Origin of the sequence: Paenibacillus sp. y28 (genome assembly GCF_037137075.1) — a bacterium.
GTDB lineage: Bacteria > Bacillota > Bacilli > Paenibacillales > NBRC-103111 > JBBBNV01.
The window spans coordinates 1-2215 of the sequence record NZ_JBBBNV010000074.1 but is presented as its reverse complement, the minus strand read 5'-3'; the positions used below and the strand labels follow the sequence as shown (position 1 = coordinate 2215).

The following is a 2215-nucleotide window of genomic DNA, read 5'->3' as shown; positions in this document are numbered from 1 at the left end:
TACTCATAACCGCACGCGGCTGGAACATCAAAATCCTTAGGCGTAATCGGGATCGGGTCACGGAGAGTCACCTCGGTTGGAATGCCAAAATCCCCGTCGATGCCCAGGTCAGGACTGACAATATCCCCTTTGACATTGTTCGCTTCATTTTCCTCATCGATGACTCCGTTATCGTTCATCGTGGTGCCGTAATCGACTTTGAATTCAATCGGCACATTGCCGGTGGCCGTGAAGGTAAACGGAAAGCGCAGAGTTTTCGACTCTCCGGCCGTCATGCCATTAATCGTTATCGGTGAGCCCTGCAGCGGTGTCCCGGAAGCAAAGGCGGCGACTTTGAAATCCTTCGTAATGTTCACGCCGGCATTATGGAATTTAACTTCAATTTCCCCGGTTTCTCCGAGTTTGAGCTTGGAGGTGAGGGCGATGGAGTCGGCTACCAGGTCTGGTTTTTTAATTGGTTCGTATATGACTTGAACTTTATATGGATACTGGTAAGTAAAAGAAAAAATATCTGTTTTGAAGGATGCGAAGTAGACAATCATTCTTGCGCCATATGCAGCAAAATCCTTGTCGCTGCCCTTATTAATGTGATCAAAATTTTGATAATACTGGACTGTCATTCTTTCCATGTCTGGTGACATTTTTACACCAGTCGCATTAGTGGTTTTATCGGAAGTTCCGATAATACCCTCTGGACCTTGAATATCTGAATCGAAATCAATATATGACATACCAGTTGCTTTAACATTATCTACAAAACTATAGTGTACATATTTCTTGCTACTATCTGTTGTTAGAAATGCTTTTTCTAACCCACCACTTAATGTTAGACGGCTATCGTCACAGCCTGGAGTAGCAGGCAAACCAAAAGAATCCAGATCGGAAGATTTACATGTTCTTTGTTCCCCGTAGCTATTATAACTGTCATCTACTCGGTCAAAATCAGCATACCAATAGGGGTCGTTATCTGCTTTAGAATACCGGTACCACGCATAGTAACCTTTTACAGTTTCATTTCCTATTGATGAAACAGGAATCTCCACACCCGGAATGGTTAATTGTCCAGTCCAGCTAGTTTGTCCTATCGCATCAGTAATCTTTTGGGTATATGAACCCCCATCAGTCCTCACAACTTCAGCGGATACGATTTTATACCCTGTCTTCTCTATGGTCACTTGACCAGGCAAACTCGAATATTTAGTAAACCCTCCGTCAGATTGCCACTTATCTGCTGATATCCCATATGTGATTTCTACATCTTCTGCATAAACAGAAGGCGGATCTGGAAGAAGAATCGAAACAAGTAAAGAAATAGAAAGCAGTACCGCAACGGCACCGCTTAGTTTAAAAAAGGATTTTCTTTTCACGGGTGGGCTATCCTCCTTTAGTAAATTGACAGTGGGGCAGTAACCTGAAGTATATCTTTTCTGTAGTCCTTATTCGGTGCTATTGCTGGTGCCCTCAAAGAAAGTATTAGATAATTGTTCGTATACAAGAGTTTAGGGATTATATAACCCGGAACATCCGCAACTTTATTTCTATAAAGCGGGGCACTCTTTGTAAGTTTTCCATCCCTAAAACTGTCCATATCCACATTAGTGACGCCGCCGATACTGTAAGGTAAGTACGTTCTTTCTGCACCATAAATGGTTGTATCGTAGTTATAATCAACATGTCCCTTGAAAAATAAGATGTAACTTTTAGGGTAATCTGTTACTGGGAATGTCTTATCTGCTAAGTTAAACCATTGTAACGTTGACAGGTCTCCAAGCTCTTTTAAATTTGGATCATTGGGATCTTCCATATCAACGGCAATCAGAGCGTCCAGCTCCCCACGGTATTTTCCGTCTGGTGTTTCGACAAACAGGTTGTTAGGGTCCCATTCGTAACCTGGCATTACATTTCCAAAAAACTGCGGCATCACCGTGAAAATATTCGTTTTATGCCAGTGCAGCTCCGCCATATTCACCGCAGCTTTGTCTACCTCTTCCTTCCCGCCAGCTCGGATATTCAAAATCCGCTCAATGATGGTCACTGATTGTGCCCTTGTAGTCGGCTGATCCGGGCCCAGCTCCCCGCCCCCTAAACCTGTGATTAAACCGGCTTTGGTTGCTAAATACAACCACTGCTTCTCATCTTCCGCTTTTTGGCCAATTGCCCGAACCGCAATTTTTGCCATCTGCTCCCGGGTAATCGGCGTGTTCCAGTCCCCATA

General features: G+C 43.7%; 2 protein-coding genes. Both read right to left on the bottom strand.

Annotated features, from left to right (window positions below; genetic code table 11):
* Window positions 1-1367 (bottom strand): CARDB domain-containing protein (locus WBG83_RS22235; RefSeq protein ID WP_336747573.1); only part of this gene is annotated, 1367 nt, incomplete at its 3' end.
* Between the two features lie 17 nt (window positions 1368-1384).
* The coding region (locus tag WBG83_RS22230) for an S-layer homology domain-containing protein (protein ID WP_336747572.1) at window positions 1385-2215 on the bottom strand (831 nt) is incomplete at its 5' end.